This window comes from Acidimicrobiales bacterium, assembly GCA_036273495.1.
GTDB lineage: Bacteria > Actinomycetota > Acidimicrobiia > Acidimicrobiales > JAJPHE01 > DASSEU01.
On sequence record DASUHN010000177.1, the window covers coordinates 1 to 17279 of the forward strand.

Consider the following 17279-nt stretch of genomic DNA (forward strand, 5'->3'; position numbering starts at 1 on the left):
GAACGAGGTGGAGTCCCGGCTGTACCGCGACCGGCGCCCGGCCGGGGTCCTCCACGCCGCCGTCGGGGCGGCGGTGGGCGCCGGCGCCGGCGGGGCGCTGCAGCGGGTGCTGGGCCCGGGGACGGGAACAGCGGCGGCGACGTACGTGGCGGTGGCCCAGCGCCAGCTGGCCACCGCGGCGGAGGAGGTGGCGGCCGGCCTGGCGGCTGACGATCTCGACGCGGCGCGGGCGCTCCTGCCGGCGCTCGTGGGCCGGGACCCGGCCGGCCTGGACGAGAAGGAGATAGCCCGGGCGGTCGTCGAATCGGTGGCCGAGAACACCGTCGACGCGGTGGTGGCGCCCGTCCTGTGGGCGGTGCTGGGAGGCGCCCCCGGCGTGCTGGCCTACCGCGCCCTCAACACCATGGACGCCATGGTCGGGCACCGCAGCCCCCGCCACCTCCGCTACGGGTGGGCGGCGGCCCGCCTCGACGATGCCGCCAACTGGCTGCCGGCCCGGGTCACCGCCGCCCTGGTCATGGCGTGCCGGCCCGGTCGGGCCGCTGACGTGTGGCGGACGGTGCGGGCCGACGCCCCCGCCCATCCCTCACCCAACGCCGGGGTGGCGGAGGCGGCCTTCGCCGGGGCGCTCGGGGTGCGGCTGGGGGGCACCAACCGCTACGGGGAGCGGGTCGAGGTGCGGCCCTCGCTCGGGGACGGGCGGGCGCCGGACCGCTCGGACATCGCCCCGGCCGTACGGCTGGCGCGCGACGCGGGACTTCTGCTCACCGCCGCGCTCGTGGGCGGAGCGGGGCGGGCGCCGTGAAGGGCGGGCTCATGGTGTGCGGCACGTCCAGCGACGCCGGCAAGAGCGTGCTGGTCACCGGCCTGTGCCGGCTGCTGGCCCGGCGGGGGGTGGCCGTGGCCCCGTTCAAGGCCCAGAACATGTCGCTCAACTCCTACGTCACGCCCTCGGGCCACGAGATCGGGCGGGCCCAGGGCGTGCAGGCGCTGGCGGCGGGGCTCGAGCCGGACGTGGCAATGAACCCGATCCTGCTCAAGCCCACGAGCGACACCGGCAGCCAGGTCGTGCTGAACGGCCGGCCGATGGCGGACCTGACGGCGCGCCAGTACCACGAACGCCAGCCCCGCCTGCTCGACGCGGTTCTCGCGTCCCTCGCCGATCTCCGCGCCCGCTTCGACGTGGTGGTGGCCGAGGGGGCGGGAAGCCCGGCCGAGATCAACCTCCTCGACCACGACATCGTGAACCTGCGCGTGGCGCACGAGGCGGGGCTGCCCGCGCTGGTGGTGGGGGACATCCACAAAGGAGGCGTGTTCGCCGCCCTGTACGGGACGGTGGCCCTGCTGCCCGACCACTACCGCCGTCTGGTGCGCGGCTTCGTGATCAACAAGTTCCGCGGCGACCCGACCCTGCTCGGGGACGGGCCGGCCCAGCTGGAGGCGCGCTGCGGCGTGCCGACGCTCGGGGTGCTGCCGTGGGTCGAGGGCATCGGTCTCGACGCCGAGGACTCCCTCGCGCTGGCCTCGTGGCCACCGGCCGAGAGCGCCGGCGCAACCGGGTCGGGTGGCGGGTGCGCGCGCGCCGTGATCGACGTGGCGGTCGTGCGGCTGCCCCACCTGGCCAACTTCACCGACTTCGACCCGCTGGCCCTCGAGGCGGCGGCGCGCGTCCGCCTGGCGCATGACCCGGGGGACGTGGCGGGCGCCGACCTGGTGGTGATCCCGGGGACCAAGGCCACCGTGCGCGACCTCGAGTGGATGCGGCGGCGGGGCTTCGTGGCCGCCCTCGAGGCGGCGCGCGCCGCGGGCGCCACCGTCCTCGGCGTGTGCGGCGGCTACCAGATGCTCGGGCGGGTGATCCACGACGACGTCGAGTCGCGGGCCGGAACCGTTCCCGCTCTGGGGTGGCTGGACGTGGAGACCGAGTTCGGGTCCGAGAAGGTGACCGCCCGCCGCCGGGGCCGCGCCCTCGGCCAGCCGGTCACCGGGTACCAGATCCACCACGGCCGCGTGGTGCCGGACGAGGGGGCCGGGCCGTGGATCACCCTGGAGGGCCAGCGGGGCGGGGGGGGCGAAGGGGCAGCCTCGCCCGACGGGGGGGTGCTGGGCACGTCGTTGCACGGCCTGTTCGAGGAGGACGGGTTCCGGGCCGCCTTCCTCGCCGGCGTCGCGGCGCGGCGGGGGGTCGACTTCCCCGGTTCGTCGGTGTCGTTCTCCGCCGCCCGGCAGGACCGGTTCGACCGGCTGGCCGATCTGATCGAGACCCACCTCGACGTGGAGCGGCTCCTCGCCATCGTCGACGGGTCGTAACCTTCGGGTCATGACCGCGGCGACCGGAGGGGAGCCGGCCCGGCCCCGCATCGAGCGGGTCGAGGCCGACCACGGCGGGCTCCGGGGACAGGTGCGGGTGACGCTGTCACTCGGCGGGCGCGAGGAGGTCGGCGCCGCCGAGGGACCCGGACCGCCCAGCGCCCTGGTCCGGCTGACGGCCCAGGCCACCCTGCAGGCGGTGCTGAAGCTCCAGTCCGGCCTCCCGGACGTCGAGGTCGACGCCACCGGCGTGACGACCATCGGGGACCACCAGGTGGCGGCGGTGGCGATCAAGGTGGCGGCCCGGGGCCGGGAGCAGGTCCTGGTGGGCTCGGCCCGGGTCGGGGAGGCCGGGCCCTACGACGCGGTGGCCCGCGCCGCTCTGGACGCCACCAACCGCCGCCTCCCCGCCCTGCTCGAGCAGCGCTGAGCGGCGCTCAGGCGCCGGCCGTCCCGCCCGTCGCTGCGGTGGCGGCCAGCGGCAGCGAGAAGCGAAGCAGGTCCGGCCCCGGCACGCTCGCACCAGCTGCGGCCCCCCTGGCCGGCGACGAGCTCGCGCACGATGTGGAGACCCAGGCCGCTGCCTCCCCCCGGGCCCTTCACGAACCGGTCGAACAACCGGACCACCATGGCCGCGGGCACGCCGGGACCCGCGTCGCACACCCGGATCTCGGCCTCACCGTCGAGCGACACCGCCTCGATCTCGACCGGCGGGCGCCCGTGACGGTGACGGCGTTCACCTGGTCGGAGAGCTCGGCCACCACCTCCGTCACCGCCGCAGCGAGGGGGACGTCCTCCAGCCGGAAGTCGAACGACCGCGCCTCGAGGCGCGACACGATCATCAGGTCGTCGAGGAGGCGGCGCATCCGCCGCCCGCCGCGCAGGATGCTCTCCAGGCTCTCGGCGCGCTCGGCGGCGTCGAGCTCGTCCCGGTAGTCGCGCAGGATCTCCGCACCCGTGATGGCGGTGATCGGGCCGCGCAATTCGTGGGCGGTCAGGGCTAGGAACTGGGCGGTCTGCTCGGCGTCGGCGCGCAGTTGGTCGTTGGCGTCGGGCTCGACGACGACGCGCTCGCGGGCTTCGTCGTCGGTCCGCTCGCCGGTCACCGCCGGCAACCTACCCAGAGGGGCTTCCCGGGTCTTCCGGTCGGGGAAAACGGGGCGCTGTGTAACCTCCGGCGATGCCGGTTACGGTCCTCCTCGTCGATGACGTGGCGGAGCTGCGGGCCGTGATCCGCCAGGCGCTGCGGCTGCGGGGCGGCTTCGACGTGCTGGGAGAGGCGGGAGACGGGGCCGAAGCCGTTCGGGCGGCACGCCGGCTGCAGCCCGACGTGGTGGTCCTCGACCTCGGGCTGTCGGACCTCGCCGGCCAGGAGCTGGTGGGGAGCCTCCGCGACGCCGCTCCTGACGCCCAGGTGGTCGTGTACACGGGATCGGTCGCGAGCGATCCCATCGACGTGACCACCCAGGTCGAGGGCTTCGTGCACAAGGACCAGGACGTCGGTTACCTGATCGACCTCCTGGCCGACCTGGGGCGGCGGGATCACCGGGCCGCCAGCATCGAGCTGGGCCCGGACCCGCGCGACGTCGGGCGGGGCCGGCGGTTCCTCGGCGAGCAGTGCCGCCGGTGGGGATGCGAGGACATCACCGACGACGCCCTCCTGGTCGCCACCGAGCTGGTCACCAACGCCTTCGTGCACGCCGGCAGCCATTGCCGGCTCAGCGTCCGGCTGGCGGCGGGCGTCCTCCGGCTCGAGGTGCGCGACCACGGGCCCGGGGTGCCCGACCCGCGGGCGACGGTGGGGACCGACGAGAGTGGCCGGGGACTGCTCCTCGTGAGCGGCCTGTGCTCGGCGTGGGGCGTCGACGCCACCGGGCCGGGGAAGGTGGTGTGGGCGGAGCTGGCCTCGCCGGAGGAGCGGGGCCGCCAGGAGGGCCCCGGCGCCGCCGCGAGCGGCGGCGGTCCGCTCCTGACCGGCCCGCGACGATGACGACCCTCCCGCCGTTCGAGGCCTCGGCCGGGCGCCGCCTGGTCAACTTCGAGGCGGCGGTCATGGACCGGCTCAACGCGGCGGTCATCGTGTGCGACCTCAGCGGGAGGCTGATCTACGCCAATCCCTTTGCCGAGCGGATGTACGGGCGCCCGGCCAGCGAGCTGGTCGGATCCCTGGCGGAGGGGCTGGCGGGCGTCGAGCTCGACCCGTCCACCGCGGTGGAGATCATGGGCGAGCTGACCGCGGGCCGGACGTGGGAGGGAGAGTTCGAGGTCCACCGCCCCGACGGGACCGCGGTCACGGTGCGCGCCTCGGACTCCGGCATCTACGACGAGTCGGGCCGGCTGACCGGAGTCGTCAGCATGGTCACCGACATCAGCGACCACCGGCAGTCGGTCGACCGCCTCTCCCGCGAGACGCGGGCCCTCCGGTTCCTGCTGGACGCCACCACCGTGCTCGCGTCCTCCCTGGAGTTCCGGGACTGCCTGCGCCGGCTGGCCGAGCTGGCCGTGCCGATCCTCGGGGACCTGTGCCTCATCGACGTGGCGGTCGACGGGACGGTGGCGCGCATGGCCGCGGTCCACGCCGATCCGGCGCTCCAGGCCCTCGCCGACGAGCTGGCCACCAGATACCCGCCCCACCCGCGCGGCCCCCACCCCGCCGTCAAGGCCATGCAGACCGGGCTGCCCGAGATCGCGGCGGACGTGACCGAGGAGTTCCTGCGCAGCACCACCCGGGACGAGCGCCACCTCGAGATCCTCCACGAGCTCGGTTTCACCTCCTACATGTGCGCCCCGCTGCGGGCCCGGGGACGGACCCTCGGCACCATCACGTTCGTGTCCGCCGGATCGGGCCGGCGCTTCGACCAGGAGGACCTGGCCCTGGCCGGAGAGCTGGCCCAGCGCGCCGCCCTCGTCGTCGACAACGCCCGCCTGCTGTCGGAGCGGACCAGGGTGGCCCAGTCGCTGCAGGCCGCCCTCCTCCCACCGAGCCTGCCCCGCATCCCGGGCCTGGAGCTGGCCGCCCGCTACCGCGCCGCCGGGGAGGCCAACGACGTCGGCGGGGACTTCTACGACGTGTTCGGAATCGGCCGCGGGGTGTGGGCGGCAGCCGTCGGCGACGTCTGCGGCACGGGTCCGGAGGCGGCGGCCGTGACCGGTCTGGTCCGCCACGCCCTGCACGCCTCGGCCCAGCAGAGCCGGGACCCCGCCACCCTCCTCGACACCGCCAACGCCGTGCTCTTCGAGGAGCACGACGAGGACTGGGAGCGGTTCTGCAGCGCGGCGTGCGCGGTCATCCGTCCCGGCGCGTCCGTCCGGGTCAGCCTGGCCTCGGCCGGGCACCCTCCGGTCATGGCGGTGCGCGCCGACGGCCGGGTCGAGGAGATCGAGGGACAGGGCCTGGCCCTCGGCCTCGACAGCCGGGTCCGTCTCCGGACCCGTCGCAGCGTCCTCGCCGCGGGCGACCTCCTTCTCCTCTACACCGACGGTCTGACCGAGGCGCGCGACGCAGAGGGGCGCTTCTTCGGGGAGACGGCATTCCTCCCCCTGCTGGCCGAGCTCGCCGGGCGGAGCGCCGAGGCGGTGGTGACCCGCCTGCTGCGCGCCGTGGAGGAGTTCAGCGCCGGGCACCTCACCGACGATCTGGCCCTCCTGGCCATCCGCGCCACCGGGAGCGAATAGCGACGGACCGGTAGGGTCTCCGTCTCGCACTCCAAACGCGCTCCGCAAGGACAGGGGGGACAGATGGGTCGGCTCGAGGGCAAGGTGGCGTTCATCACCGGCGCGGCGCGTGGCCAGGGCCGGGCCCACTGCGTGCGCCTGGCGGCCGAGGGGGCCGACATCATCGGCGTGGACATCTGCGGGGAGGTGGGGGCGTCCGAGCTGCCGCCGTCGGCGCCCCAGGACCTCGAGGAGACGGCGCGCCTGGTCGAGAAGGAGGGCCGCCGGGCCGTGACCAGGCAGGCCGACGTGCGCGACCTGGCGGCGCTGCAGTCGGCGGTCGACGAGGGAGTGGGCGAGCTCGGCCGTCTCGACGTGGTCGTGGCGAATGCCGGCATCCTCAACTGGAGCTGGTCCTGGGAGATGTCGGCCGAGCAGTGGCGCGACGTCATCGACGTGAACCTCACCGGGGTCTTCAACACCGTGAAGGCCTCGGTCCCGACGATGATCGCCCAGGGCCAGGGCGGCTCGATCATCATGACCAGCTCGGTGGCCGGCCTCTACGGCCAGCCCTTCACCGCCAGCTACACCGCCGCCAAGCACGGGGTGGTCGGGCTGGCCCGCTGCCTGGCCAACGAGCTGGCCGAGCACTCGATCCGGGTCAACACCATCCACCCCACGGGAGTGGAAACCGCCATGTTCCACGTGCCGGGGCTGTTCGAGCTGATCCAGTCCCGCGCCGCCACGCTGGGCCCCGTATTCATGAACTCACTGCCGGTCGAGGTCATGCAGCCGGACGAGATCGCCGCGGTGGTGGCGTTCCTGGCCTCGGACGACTCGAAGTACATCACCGGGGACCAGCTGCGGATCGACTGCGGAAAGCTCAACCGCTGAACCACTGATTCCCCGGGTCCGGCGGGTCCTGGTCGCGGGGTCGTCCGAGCCTCCCTGGGGAGGCGGCGCGTCCGTCCGCCGACGTGTTGTTCACGTCCCTGGCCCGGCAGTACGAACCACGGTGCCGCCGGCCTCCCGGGCTACCCGGTCGACAGCTCGTCGTCGGGAGCCTCCAGGACCCCGACGAGCATGGTGGTGAGATTGGCGAGGAACTGGTCACGGCTGAGGGGCAGGCGCCTGCCCTCCTCGATGAGCCGGGCCCGGTCGGCCATGGCCGCCGTCATCAGCATGATCATCCCGAGCACCCGCTCCCGGCGGAGAGCCAGCGGCAGCGACGGCGGCCGGGCCTCGATCTGCTCCAGGATCTCCTGCAGCCACGGCCCCACCCCGGGCCTGGCGTCCCTCCAGGCCGCGAAGGCGTCGGTCATCTGGGCCACGATCCGGAGGTAGTCGCGGCCCTCCTCGGTCTCGAGGCTCGTCCCGTAGGGGACGACGAGCGCGGCCACGAGCTCGCGGGTCGGGGCGTCCGGCCCGATCCGGGCCAGCCGCTTTCCCCGGTCCTCGTCGATGCGGTCGCCGTGGCGGGTGAGGATCACGTCGAGGACGCCGTCGCGCGACCCGAAGTGGTAGTTGAGGGCCGAGACGTTGCGCTGCCCGGCGGCCTGGGTTATCTCCCGGGTCGTGACCCGGTACAGGCCCTCCCGGGCGAACAGCCGCTCCGCCTGACGCAGGAGCCGCTCACGGGTCGCGGTGGCGTCCCGGGGCACGGCAGCGAGGGACCGGGCTCAGAGCTGCTTGAGCGCCGACACCGGCAGCACCTGCGGCCAGGCGACGTCGGGCAGCGGGTGCGAGAAGGTGTCGTACTTGGGCTTGGCCTGCTCGCGGTAGTAGCTCGTCGAGTGCTTGCGGTCGGAGTCGAACTCGGGGATCACCTTGTCCCCGAACAGCTCCAGCACCTCCAGCACCTCGTCGTGGTGCAGCCCCTCGATCGGCAGGCCGAACACGAGCTGGTCCATGCCGACGTCACCCCACCTGGTGATCTGCTCGGCCACCTCGTCGGGCGTGCCGCACAGCATGTAACCACCCTCGATGAGCCCGTCGAGCATTCCCTCGGGATCGTCCCCGGCCATGTCGCGGATGCTGATCGGGGGATCGGGCCAGGTGATGGCGTCCTGGGACTTCGGCATGGTGTCGTGGTAGAGGTTGACCATCGAGACCAGGTAGCCCCGACCCTTGCGCAGCGCCGCCTCGCGTGCCCGGGCCCGGTCCTCGAAGCAGAGCACCGAGTTGGTGATCATCACGTTGTCGTTCTTGAACTGGCCCAGGGGCTCGGTGCACCGGGAGGCGCCCTCCTTGTAGGCCTCGATGCGGCCGCGCAGGGCGTAGATCGGCTCGAAGTTGAAGGCGATGGCCCCGATGCCCAGCTCCCCCGCCCGGGTGAAGGTCGGCGGGTTGCCGCACGCCACCCAGATCGGCGGGTGGCCCTTCCCGTAGGGCTTGGGCAGCACGTTGTGGGGATAGGGCACGGTGAAATGCTCCCCCTGGTACTCGTAGTCCACCTGCTCCCACATCCGGGGGATCTCCCGGACCACCTCTTCCCACTCCGGCTTGGTGGAGTTCTTGTCGAGGATGTTGAACAGGGCGATCTCGTGGCTGCCCGCCCCCCGGCCGGTGCCGAACTCGAAGCGGTTGTCGGTGAAGTGGTCGAGCATGGCGGCCCGCTCGGCGAAGCGAGCCGGGTGCTCCTTGCGGGGGGACAGGCTGGTGATCCCGCTGCAGAGGTGGATGTAGTCGGTCTGGGCCGCGATGTAGCCCATGACCACCTCGGGGGCGGAGAGGTGGGAGTACTCGGTCAGGGCGTGGTGCTCCCCGAGCCAGGCGTACTTCCAGTTGTGCTTGTCGGCGAAGATCACGTACTCCGCCTCGCGCATCAGCTCGGTGTGCTCGAGGTCCGATACGTGGGCCGCCGGGCCCGGGATGTAGCCGTTGAGGAAGACGCCGAACTCCATTGGACCCCCCGAGGGACGCGTGTGGACTGTTCTAAGATCTAATCTTAGAACGCCCGGCGGTGTCAAGGGGTCCCAGGGGGCGGACGCGGGGGCGCCGGTCCCCCCGCCCCACCCGGATGGTCAGGTGATGTCCTGCTGCACGGCGGCCACCACCGCCTGGCTCACGGCTCCCACCCCGCCGAAGGCGTCGGCGGTCGCGGTCCACGGGGCCACGCCCTTGAGGTACGTGGCCGCGGGCGCCGGGAGGCTGTTGGGGTCGGTGAGGAGCAGCGGTCCCCCCTGCAGGGCCGCCGCCACCCCGCCGGCCAGGGCGTCCGGGTACTGGAGCCCGGTGGCCAGCCCCACCGTTCCCGGGGTGGGGAAGCACAGCGAGGCCAGGGCCGCCGAGGTGGCGTAGCGGTCGGCGCCGGCCACGGACTGGGCCTGGGGATCGGCCTGGCTGGCGGGACCGCCCACCGCGATGCGCACGTCGGACGGATTGGCGCTGATGTAGGCCTTGGTCTCCTGCGGCATGGTGGAACCGGCGGTCAGCAGGATCGCTCCGCCCTCGTAGGCGGCGGCGGCCCCGGCGCTGGTGGCGTCGGCGAAGTCGGTGCCGGTTGCCTCCATCACGACCGGCGGGTCCCCGAGGGCGCCGGCCACCTGCACGGCGGTGTCGTAGCGGTTGGCGCCGGCCAGACGCTCGACGTGGTACCCGGCGCTCGTGATCTGCCCGACGATCTGGTCGCTGACCGCCGCGGCGCCGCCGACTACGAACACTGTGGCCCCGGACGAGCCTCCGCCCAGCACCCGGTCGATCTCCCCCGAGACGCGCTCGTCGAGGCTGGCCTGGTGGGTCAGCAGCAGCGGTCCCCCGTTGGCCACGGCCAGCGGGACCCCGACCAGGGCGTCGGGGTAGGTGTCGGCACTGGCCAGCACCACGGCCTGGGCGTAGGGCCGCCCGGCCGCGTTGATCGGGCCGTTGGCCCCGGACTGGGGCGCGGCGGGGAACAGGGACTGGGAGGTGGCGATGGCCGTGGCCAGCCGGTCCGACCCGGCGATCCGGTTGACGAGGTTGGTCTGCGTGCCGCCGGACACCGCCCCGCCCGAGAACTCGGTGACGACCGGGTTGAGCTGCAGCCCCCCCGACGAGTCCGTGGTGCTGCTCGAGATGTAAGTGGCTCCGGCCAGGATGCTTCCGTCGGAGCGCACCGCACCCCCGCCTTCGCCGATCCCGGCGTCCGCCGCCTTCACCGCGGACAGCGCCACCCCCTGGTTGCCGAAGCCCAGCGCGGGCGTGCCGTCGGCGTTGAAGCCCCACGCCAGCAGGGAGTTGGTGTCGACCCCGTGGAGGATCAGTGGGAGGTCGGACGAGCTCAGCGGGTCGCTCCCGACGGAGACGTCGTTGAGGGGGGAGGCGACGCTGATCTGGCCGCCGCGTCCGAAGGTGGTGTCGACGGCTCCCGAGCTGGTGAGACGCAGGACTCCGGTCTCACCGGCGAGGTCCGCAACGGTCACGTACAACGTCCCGCCGGCCCCGGGAGCCACTCCGACCGGCGCAAGGGGCGTCGGTGCCACCGGCAGCGATGCCGTCCCGGCCTGGCCGAAGGTCGGATCGGGGACACCGGCGGAGCTCAGCCTCTGGACCAGGCCCGTGTCCTGGCTGGGCGTGCTCCCCAGAGTCAGCTCGGGGACCACGACGTTTCCCGACTGGTCGAGGGCCAGGTTCGTGGGGACGCCCTGAACCGACACAGAGCCGGCGGCGCCGAAGGTGGTGTCGGTCTGGCCGCCGGACTGGAGGCGCATGACCGAGCCGGACGCGGTGAGGGGGCTGGACGACGACGATCCCGAGATGGTGACCAGCCCGACGAGGATCTGCCCGCTCGCCAGGACCGCCAGCCCCGACCCCTCCACGAGCTCACCCTGGGCCAGCGTCACCGATCCCGACGTCCCGAACGTGGAGTCAGGCTTGCCGGCGGACGTGTAGCGGAGGAGAACGACGCTGCCGGACGGGGGGCTGGTCGACGAGGCGGGCGCGGTGGCGGTGTCGGCCAGGACGAGGATCCCGCCGTCGGGCGCCACCGCGACACGCGCGGCGTGGTCGTCGTCGGCGAGCTTGGTCGTCGTCACCCCCGAGGTGCCGAACGAGCTGTCGGCGCTGCCGTCGGGCATCAGCCGGGCCACACCGATCTCCGGGGTGCCGAGGTTGATCGTGGTCCCCGACGACGTGGTGGCGGTGTCAGCATCGCCCACCACGACGATCTTGCCGTCGGACTGCACCGCCATGGCGGTCGTCGCTCCGCCGTTCGGGAACGGGACCGCGGCCAGGCCGCTCTGCCCGAACGACGAGTTGACGTCGCCGGCCGCGGCGGCTGCGGGCGGCGCCGAAGCGGCGAAGACCGCCAGCAGTGCCCCCGCCACCGTCGTCGAGCGCGCCAGGCCCCAGCTCCACCGCCCCATGACCGACCCCTTCCTGTGCGGAGGGGAGTTTGGCAGGCCTCAGGCCCCGGGCGCGCCCGGACGCCGTTCGGCGGGAGTCCGCCCGCCGATCCGGTCCAGCGTGCGGATGCGGGGGTTCTCGTCATCGACCTCGACGCGGACCGAACCGAGCCCCTCCGAGGAGACGGTGAGCAGGCGCGTTGCGGAACGCCTTCCCACCGCCGAAGCCTGGGAACGGATTTGCGGGGCCGCCCGCCCAGGTAGGCCGGTTTCGGTCAGCCGGCCTGGGCCCCCGCTGGAAGGGAAACCCTCCGCCCCGACCAGCGGGACAGCCGGCCCGGCATCCACCAGTTCCACCGCCCGAGCAGCGCCACGAGGGAGGGGACCAGCAGGGCCCGCACGACGGTGGCGTCGAGGAGGATCCCGACCCCGAGCCCGGTGGCCATGACCTTGAGGTCGGTCACCGGCGCCGAGGCCAGGGAGGCGAAGGCCAGGAACAGGATCAGCGCCGCGCTGGTCACCAGCCGCCCCGTCCGCCCCAGCCCCTCGACCACCGCGGCCGAGGTCGAACCGGTCCGGTCGTACTCCTCGCGCACCCGGGCCAGGATGAACACCTCGTAGTCCATCGACAGCCCGAAGAGGAAGGCGAAGACCATCAGCGGTATCCAGAAGGTGATGGCGCCCGTGGCCGGGACGGAGAACAGCGCCTGGGAGCCGTGCCCCTCCTGCCAGAACCACGCCAGGAACCCGAAGGTGGCGGTCAGCGACAGGAGGTTGAGCACCACCGCCTTGAGCGCCAGCACGACCGAGCGGAAGGCGAGGCTGAGCAGCACGACGGTGAGGACGGCGATGAGCCCGAACATCAGCGGGAAGCGGCCATATACGGCGTGGCTGAAGTCCTGGAGGTTCGAGCCGGCGCCGGTGATCCCGATGACGCCCGGCTGACCCACCACCGCGGCGCGCGCCGCGCTGACCGGGCCGAGCGAGGTGTTGTTGAGAGAAGCGACATTCGGCACGGCCACCAGGTCGGTGAGCCCGTCGCGGGAGCCAGTGGGACCAGCGGGCCGGGCCACGGTGGTGATCCCCGGCACGTGTGAGAGCCGGGCCTGCACCGTCGGCGCCTCGGAGGAGGTGGTGAGCACCTCGATCGGGGTGAGCACGCCGGTGGGGACCCCCTGGGAGGTCAGCGTGGTCAGGGTGTCGTGGGCCGCGCCCGTCCGGGCCAGGGCCGACAGGCTGTCGGTGCCGAAGCGGATGCCGAATACCGGGACGATCAGGAGGGCGAGGACGACGGCGGCGGCGCCCACTCCCGCCAGCCTGCGCCTGACGATGAAGCCGGCCCAGCGGGTCCATGCCCGGCTGGCGACGTTCTCGTGACGACGGTGGGGCCAGTCCATGCGCTGGCCGATGCCACCCAGCAGGGCCGGGAGCAGGGTCAGCACCACCAGCACGGACACGGCCGGGATCAGCATCCCGCCGATGCCCACGCTGCGCATGGCGGGCATCGGGATGACGACCAGCGACAGCAGCCCGATGGCCACGGTCAGGCCGGACAGCGCCACGGTGCGCCCGGCCGTGGCGGAGGCCAGCACGATGGCGTCGTGGTTGTCGGCCCCCTTGTCGCGCTCCTCCCGCCAGCGGGTCACCAGGAGCAGCGAGTAGTCGATGGCCACGCCCAGGCCGATCAGCGAGACGAGGAACTCCACGATGAAGGAGATGTCGGTCAGGTAGGTCATCCCGAACACGACGAGGAGGGTGGCCACGATGGCCACGGCCGCGACCAGCAGCGGCAGGAAGGCCAGGAGGGAGGCGAACACGAACGCCAGCACCGCCAGGGCGCCCAGACCGCCGATGAGGGTCTCGAGCAGGACGCCCGGCCCCTTGTCCTGGCCGCCGGACTGCAGCTGGTCGAGGCTCGTGGTACCGACCTGGTAGCCCGGAAGGGCGGAGCGCAGCACCGCTTCGACGTGCTCGGGGGTCTTGCTGTTCGTGAAGCCGTGGGCCTCAGGCGTGAGCACCAGCGCCCAGGTGCTGCGGCCGTCCCGGGTCACGAAGGCGGGGTCGTGGGTCACGGCCAGGTCGACGACCCGGACCGTGGGCACGGCTGCCCGCACCCGCCCGAAAGCGGCGGCCAGCGGGGCGGAGTCGCGGGAGACCGTCTGGCCGGCGGGAACGGTCACCACCGCCACGTCCGGCGTGGTCTCCCCGCCGTTGCCGTAGACGCCGACGATCCGGTGGGCCGTCTCATAGCCCGGCTGGCCCGGCAGGGAGAACTCCACCTTCAGCCGGTTGGACACCTTCCCGGCCGCCGCCCCGCCGGCGATGAAGACGACCAGCCAGACGACCATCACGGCCCGGCGGTGGCGCAGGACGGCTGCGGCCAGTCGGGCGATCCACGACCCGGTGGGAGGGCCCGAGCCCGGGCTGGCGGCGGGAGCCGGGGCGGGGGGGACGGTGATCGTCGAGGTCATCGGGCTGTCCTCCGGTCGAATTCAATTCCAGCCGTGAACGGTTCTACCAGGAATACTTCTGCTCCACTACTATTAATTGTGTGACAGAAGTCTCGGACCAGGCGTGGGCAACGGTCGGCTTCCTCCTGTCGCAGCTGGGGTCGGCCAACGCCCGGTGGTTCCACGAGACGCTGGTCCCGGTCGGGCTCGAGCCCCGCCAGTTCGCCATCCTGCGCTGGGTCGCCCAGGACGAGGGCCGTTCCCAGCAGGCCCTCGGGGACGCCCTCGGCATTGCCCCCAGCCGGATGGTGGCGCTCATCGACGAGCTCGAGGAGCGCGGCCTGGTCGAACGCCGGACCAACCCGGCCGACCGCCGGGCGCGGGCCCTCCACGTCACCGCCGACGGCCGCCGCCTCCTGGCCACGGCCATGGAGCGGGCCCTGGCCCACGAAGCTCAGCTGTGCGCGCCCCTCACCCTCGACGAGCGCCAGGCCCTCGTCGAGCTGCTCCAGCGGGTGGCCGCCGGGCAGGGCCTGATCCCCGGGGTCCACCCGGAGCTGCGCACAGGAGATTCTCCGCTCGAACACGACCACTAGACGATGAGCGCCCGCCGGACTCATCGGTGGGGGCTCGTCGGGGTCGGCGCTACCGGCGCCAGGTCCTCCCCGACCAGTGCGGACCGCTCAGGCCATGAACTCCTCGATGAGGCGGTTGACCTCATCGGGCGCCAGCAGCTGGTTGAAGTGACCCACGCCCGGGGTGCGGGCGTTGCGGAGCGCCGGTGACAGCGCCTCGAGCTTCTCGGGCTGGTTGATCGCCTGGTCGGCGTGGATGGCGAGAACGGGGGCGCGCACCGCCCTCAGCGCCGCCGCCCCGTCCCACGCTCCCATGCCGCGCATGCACGCCAGGGCCACGTGGTCCGGCGGCCTCAGCATCTCCCCCACCACGCGCGCCTTCAGGGCGGGATCGTCGGTGGGCAGGAAGAGCGCGCCTTCGACGAATGACCTCCTGACGGCCCCGACGTCGGCTCCGCTGAGGTTCTCGGCGATCGGCCCGAACAGCGCCGCCTGCTCCTCGAGGGAGCCGAGGGGCGCGGCGTCGACCAGCACCAGCGCCGACACGAGCTCGGGGTAGCTGGCCGCCAGCTGCACGACGACGGCCGCCCCCATGCTGTGGCCGACCGCCACCGCGCCGTGGAGATCCAGCTTGGCGGCCGTCAACGCCACATCGTCGGCCAGGACCGGGATCCCGTAGTCCCCCTCCGGCGCCTCACTGGCACCGTGGCCGCGCAGGTCGACGGCCACCACGCGGTGGTGGCGCCCGAAATGGTCGAACTGCGGGGCGAAGTAGGTGTGGTCACACGTCCACCCGTGCACGAACAGCATCGGCGGCGCACCTTGGCCCGCCTCGTCGTAGGCCAGCTCCACGCCCGGGAGGGTATCGTGACGATGTGCGCTTCAACCACATGGAGCTGACCTTTGCCAAGGGAACGCTGACCGACGAGTTCAGGGAGGAGGTGGACGCCTTCTACGGCTCGGTGTTCGGTTGGAAGACCACCGACACCGAGGTCGTGGGCCAGCGCTGCCACCTGCTCCTCCCGGACCCCGACCAGTTCATCCTCCTGGCCGAGAGCAGCAAGCCGATGAGCTCCCCCGGCTACGACCACCTCGGCCTGCTCCAGGACACACGTGACGAGGTGGACGACCTCCTCGAGGCGTGCAAGCGCTACCGCGACAAGGACGACCGGGTACAGATCCAGGAGTACGAGGACCTGGTCTACCCGCAGCTGACGGTGCACGCCTTCTACGTGAAGTACCTGCTCCCGATCTACTTCGACGTCCAGTCGATGGAGCGCCGCTAACCGCTCGTCCGGCCGATCAGCGCACCCACCTTGGGGGGCGGTAGAGGCGGAGGGCCCGTTCACGGTGGCGCTCCTCCTCCAACTGCCGGCGGCGGGCGGACAACAGGTCATAGGTGGTGAGCACCCCGACCACCTCTCCCGGCCGGTCGCGGTCGACGATCGGCAGGGCGCCGAGCTCGTGCGCCGCCATGCGGTCCGCCACCGGGCGCAGAGTCTCGTCAGGGTAGGCGGTGATCACCGTCGTGTGCATCACCGACCCGACCGGTCCGGCTCCGTCGGCGGCCGGCGGCAGGTCCGTGGCTCCTACCACGCCGACCATGAGGCCGGCCTCGTCGACGACCGGGTACAGCTTCTGGCGCCGGAGGAGCGGATCTTCCAGGGCGGACCGCATCTCGTTGGCGGACGTGCCGGCCGTCACGGTGTAGAGCTCCCGCTGCATCACCTCCCGTGCGAACATCGCCTCCAGCGGGTCGACGCCGTACTCCCTCATCACGTGGAAGCCCCTCCGGGCCACCTTCTCGGTGAGGATCGAACGCCTCAGTACCAACGCCGAGACGAGATGGGCCAGGGCGCACGCGATGAGGAGCGGCAGCAGGGTCCCGTTGTCGTGGGTGAGCTCGAAGGCGAACACGATCGACGTGAACGGTGACCGGGTCACCCCCGCCAGCGTGGCGGACATGCCCACGAGCGCCCACGCCCCCGCCGGCCCGCCGAAGGCGTGGCCCATCACACCACCGAGGGCGGCACCCATTATCAACAGCGGCGCCAGGATGCCGCCGCTGGTGCCCGAGCCCAGGGCCACCGACCAGATCACCAGCTTGACGAGGAGCAGAGCGACCAAGCCGCCGATGGCTATCCGTCCGGCCAGCTCGTCACCGATCGAGGCGTACCCGACGCCGAGGGCACGCGGCTCGATCAGCCCTCCGAGACCAACGACCACCCCACCCAGGGCCGGCCACCACGACCAGTGGATCGGCAGGCGCTTGAAGGCGTCCTCGGCGCCGTAGACCGCGTTCGTGAGCACCCACGCCAGACACCCGCCCGCCAGGCCGATCAGCGCCGCCTCGGCCACCCCGGTTCCGGAGAAGGTCCCGTGGGACGCCACCGGGAACAACGGGGCCGGCTGCACCAGACCGTGACTGGAGAACACGTTCCGGAGGGCGTCGGCCACGGTGACCGCCACCGCGATCGGCACCATCGAACGGGGCTTCCACTCGAACACGAGAAGCTCGATGCCGAACAGGGCCGCCGCCACCGGCGTCCCGAAGACGGCCGCCATGCCCCCGCACGCACCGGCCACCAGCAGCGTGCGCCGCTCGATGGCCGACAGCCGGAAGAACTGGGCGAGGACCGATCCCACCGCCCCACCGGTGAGGATGATCGGTCCCTCGGCCCCGAAAGGTCCGCCCGAGCCGATGCTCACGGCCGACGAGATCGGCTTCAGGATGGCCAGCCTGGGCTCGACCTTGGACCCGCCGATCAGGATCGTCTCCATCGCTTCCGGGATGCCGTGGCCCCGGATGCGCTCCGAACCGAACCGGGCCATCACCCCGACGATCAGGCCACCGACCACCGGGATCACGACAGTGACCGCCCCGAGGTGGCGGACGGTCGGCGGAACCAGCCGGAAGCCCACCTGGCCGTAGTAAGCGAGGTGGGTGAACAGGCCGATCAGGTCCAGCA

At 72.8% G+C, this 17279-nt stretch carries 16 protein-coding genes; 8 read left to right on the forward strand and 8 right to left on the reverse strand.

Annotated features, from left to right (window positions below):
- From cbiB to VFW24_07410, 3 genes are all read left to right on the forward strand, one after another.
- On the forward strand, positions 1-805 hold an 805-nt coding region (cbiB, locus tag VFW24_07400), incomplete at its 5' end, for an adenosylcobinamide-phosphate synthase CbiB (protein HEX5266582.1).
- Positions 802-2310 carry a cobyric acid synthase gene (locus VFW24_07405; protein ID HEX5266583.1) on the forward strand — a complete coding sequence of 503 codons (1509 nt, stop codon included), beginning with the start codon at positions 802-804 and terminating at the stop codon, positions 2308-2310. The genes cbiB and VFW24_07405, both read left to right, overlap by 4 nt.
- Positions 2311-2320: 10 nt before the next feature.
- Complete coding sequence (locus tag VFW24_07410; GenBank protein ID HEX5266584.1) at positions 2321-2740, forward strand: hypothetical protein; 420 nt, start codon at positions 2321-2323, stop codon at positions 2738-2740.
- 169 nt (positions 2741-2909) lie between these two features.
- Here VFW24_07410 and VFW24_07415 read toward each other — a convergent pair whose 3' ends face one another.
- Positions 2910-3416, reverse strand: a complete 507-nt coding sequence (locus VFW24_07415) for a histidine kinase dimerization/phospho-acceptor domain-containing protein (GenBank protein ID HEX5266585.1) — start codon at positions 3414-3416, stop codon at positions 2910-2912.
- Positions 3417-3490: 74 nt separating this feature from the next.
- Here VFW24_07415 and VFW24_07420 point away from each other — a divergent pair, with 74 nt between their 5' ends.
- The 3 genes from VFW24_07420 (at position 3491) to VFW24_07430 (ending at position 6858) form a co-directional block, all read left to right on the forward strand.
- Positions 3491-4300 carry a response regulator gene (locus VFW24_07420; protein ID HEX5266586.1) on the forward strand — a complete coding sequence of 270 codons (810 nt, stop codon included), beginning with the start codon at positions 3491-3493 and terminating at the stop codon, positions 4298-4300.
- The gene (locus tag VFW24_07425) at positions 4297-5985 is read left to right on the forward strand and encodes a SpoIIE family protein phosphatase (protein HEX5266587.1); all 1689 of its coding nucleotides are present in this window, start codon (positions 4297-4299) and stop codon (positions 5983-5985) included. Before VFW24_07420 ends, VFW24_07425 begins: the two co-directional genes overlap by 4 nt.
- 63 nt (positions 5986-6048) lie before the next feature.
- Entirely contained in the window at positions 6049-6858 is an 810-nt protein-coding gene (locus VFW24_07430; protein ID HEX5266588.1) for a mycofactocin-coupled SDR family oxidoreductase, read from the forward strand.
- A gap of 140 nt (positions 6859-6998) precedes the next feature.
- On the opposite strand, the gene VFW24_07435 is transcribed toward VFW24_07430, so the two are convergent.
- The 5 genes from VFW24_07435 to VFW24_07455 all read right to left on the reverse strand — a co-directional run bounded on the left by VFW24_07435 (position 6999) and on the right by VFW24_07455 (position 13756).
- Complete coding sequence (locus VFW24_07435; GenBank protein HEX5266589.1) at positions 6999-7625, reverse strand: TetR family transcriptional regulator; 627 nt, start codon at positions 7623-7625, stop codon at positions 6999-7001.
- A gap of 18 nt (positions 7626-7643) precedes the next feature.
- Positions 7644-8867, reverse strand: a complete 1224-nt coding sequence (locus tag VFW24_07440; protein HEX5266590.1) for an LLM class flavin-dependent oxidoreductase — start codon at positions 8865-8867, stop codon at positions 7644-7646.
- Positions 8868-8987: 120 nt separating this feature from the next.
- Entirely contained in the window at positions 8988-11306 is a 2319-nt protein-coding gene (locus tag VFW24_07445) for a cell wall-binding repeat-containing protein (protein HEX5266591.1), read from the reverse strand.
- A gap of 39 nt (positions 11307-11345) precedes the next feature.
- A complete protein-coding gene (locus VFW24_07450) occupies positions 11346-11504 on the reverse strand; it encodes a hypothetical protein (protein ID HEX5266592.1) in 159 nt (52 codons plus the stop codon).
- A gap of 56 nt (positions 11505-11560) precedes the next feature.
- Positions 11561-13756, reverse strand: a complete 2196-nt coding sequence (locus tag VFW24_07455; protein HEX5266593.1) for an MMPL family transporter — start codon at positions 13754-13756, stop codon at positions 11561-11563.
- An 80-nt stretch (positions 13757-13836) separates the two neighbouring features.
- Between VFW24_07455 and VFW24_07460 the strand changes: the two genes are divergently transcribed.
- Positions 13837-14331, forward strand: a complete 495-nt coding sequence (locus tag VFW24_07460) for a MarR family winged helix-turn-helix transcriptional regulator (protein ID HEX5266594.1) — start codon at positions 13837-13839, stop codon at positions 14329-14331.
- Between the two features lie 87 nt (positions 14332-14418).
- On the opposite strand, the gene VFW24_07465 is transcribed toward VFW24_07460, so the two are convergent.
- Entirely contained in the window at positions 14419-15162 is a 744-nt protein-coding gene (locus VFW24_07465) for an alpha/beta hydrolase (GenBank protein HEX5266595.1), read from the reverse strand.
- 23 nt (positions 15163-15185) lie between these two features.
- Between VFW24_07465 and VFW24_07470 the strand changes: the two genes are divergently transcribed.
- Positions 15186-15596: a VOC family protein gene (locus VFW24_07470; protein HEX5266596.1), complete on the forward strand. Its 411-nt coding sequence runs from the start codon at positions 15186-15188 to the stop codon at positions 15594-15596.
- A gap of 16 nt (positions 15597-15612) precedes the next feature.
- Here VFW24_07470 and VFW24_07475 read toward each other — a convergent pair.
- Positions 15613-17279 (reverse strand): chloride channel protein (locus VFW24_07475; protein HEX5266597.1); only part of this gene is annotated, 1667 nt, incomplete at its 5' end.